Genomic DNA, 1,752 nt, shown 5'->3' with positions numbered 1-1,752 from the left:
CCGACGAGGTGGCCCTGGCGGGCTGGCTGGCCGACGAGACCCGGCCGAAGGTGCTGCACGACAGCAAGCCGCCGATCGACGGGCCGTGGGATCGCCGGGCCGGGATTCCTCCCCAGCCGTTGAACCGAACTGGGGCCACCAGCCGTACTTCACGGCGAAGGGAGCGGCCCATGAAGCGCATGACCCCGTTGCTCACCCTCCTGTCGGGGGCGGTGACGGCTGCCGTGCTGTTCACGATGAGTGCGCAGGCATCGCCACCGGCCACACAGCCGGCGGCGGAGACCGGTCCACCGGCCGCCGCCGCGCCGCCAACCGACACCGAGGCCGACGGCGACGCTGACGCCGAGGCCCCGGTGGACGAGGAGCAACCGGACCCCGCGAACACGCGGCCGGCCCAGACGTCCCCGCCGGCGGCGCCGGACGGGTCATCGGCCGGCACCGAGGTCGCCGTGGTCGAACAGAACTGGATCGGCGAGCTGGAGAACGGCGCCACCATCGCCATCACGGTCAAGGGCGGCAAGGCCGAGGCGTACGTCTGTGACGGCCGGAGTGTGGAGCTGTGGCTGTCCGGCACGGTCAAGGACGGCAAGATCGAACTGACCGGCAAGGACGCGAAGCTGACCGGCATCATCCGGGGCGACCGCGCGAGCGGCGAGATGGTCATCGGCGTCCGCCGCTGGAAGTTCACCGCCCGACCGGACGACAAGGTGGTCGACGAGGCGGTCGCGAAGTCCGGCTCGGGTACCGCTCCGGCGATCTACCGGGCGACCGACGAGGTCCGCAAGGCCGGCATCGACGGCGGCTGGATCATGCTGCCCGACGGCACCCAGATCGGCATCGTCACCTGGAACGGCAAGCCGATCCCGGCGCCGCCGCTGGACCCGGCCTTCTACAGCACCATGGTCAACGGGGTCACCGTCACGGCCGAGCCGGTCATTCCCGGGGCGCGGTGATGTCCCAGCACCGCCAGAGCAACGTGCGTACGGTGCCCCGCCGGCCGCCCGCGCCGACCGTCGAGGTGATGCGCGACTTCGGCGGGCCCCCGCCGAGCGCCCCGAGGCGGCGACCCTCGCTGCTGGTACCGCTGGTGGTCGGGGCGGGGTTGGCGGTGGCGCTGGGCGTCTACGGCCGCACCCACACCCCGACCGGGATCGCGGTCAACGTCGCCGGTTTCTCCTCGCCGTTGACGGTGAAGGTGTGGCTGGGTACGGGTGCGGCGTTCTTCGCCGTCATCCAGTTGCTGTCCGCGCTGGCCATGTGGGGCCGGCTCGGCGGCTTCTCCCCGCCCTGGGCCGGCCCGGCACACCGCTGGTCCGGCCGGGTCGCCTTCCTGCTCACCGTCCCGGTAGCCGTGCACTGCCTGTACGCGCTCGGCTTCGCCGACTACGACACCCGTACGCTGCTGCACTCCCTGCTGGGTTGCTTCTTCTTCGGGGCGTTCGCCACCAAGATGCTGACCCTGCCCAAACGTGGCCTCGCCGGCTGGGTGCTGCCGGTGATCGGTGGGGTCGTCTTCGTCGCGTTGATCGGTGTCTTCCTGACCTCGTCGGTCTGGTACTTCACCACCTTCGGCATCCAGTTCTGACCAGGAAGGCAAGTCTTCAGATGAACCACGAGCAGGCCGGCTGCTGCCGGTCGCGACGGGCCCTGCTGGCCGGCACCGGCGCGGTGGGGGTGGCTGCGCTGACCGGCTGCGCGACGTACGGCCTATCTCTTATACACATCTGACGCTGCCGACGATCGCATAAGTGT

At 70.8% G+C, this 1,752-nt stretch carries 3 protein-coding genes; all 3 read left to right on the top strand.

Annotation, left to right across the window (positions count from 1 at the left end; all coding sequences use genetic code 11):
- Nucleotides 1-953: hypothetical protein (locus tag C1I95_RS33735; RefSeq protein WP_233514060.1), on the top strand; the 953-nt coding region annotated here is incomplete at its 5' end.
- Between the two features lie 68 nt (nucleotides 954-1,021).
- Nucleotides 1,022-1,585, top strand: coding sequence for a DUF6529 family protein (locus C1I95_RS33730; RefSeq protein WP_233514061.1), 564 nt, complete (start codon nucleotides 1,022-1,024; stop codon nucleotides 1,583-1,585).
- A gap of 20 nt (nucleotides 1,586-1,605) precedes the next feature.
- Entirely contained in the window at nucleotides 1,606-1,728 is a 123-nt protein-coding gene (locus C1I95_RS37450; RefSeq protein WP_267900733.1) for a hypothetical protein, read from the top strand.
- Nucleotides 1,729-1,752 lie beyond the last annotated feature (24 nt).

Source organism: Micromonospora craterilacus (assembly GCF_003236315.1).
Taxonomy (GTDB): Bacteria; Actinomycetota; Actinomycetes; order Mycobacteriales; family Micromonosporaceae; genus Micromonospora; species Micromonospora craterilacus.
Note: the sequence above shows the minus strand (reverse complement) of the source record. Positions and strands in the feature narration are given on the sequence as shown.

Bases quoted from the DNA above. Each gene is read 5' to 3' on its own strand.
- C1I95_RS33730 (WP_233514061.1), top strand. From the start codon at position 1,022: ATGCGCGACTTCGGCGGGCCCCCGCCGAGCGCCCCGAGGCGGCGACCC.
- C1I95_RS37450 (WP_267900733.1), top strand. From the start codon at position 1,606: ATGAACCACGAGCAGGCCGGCTGCTGCCGGTCGCGACGGGCCCTGCTG.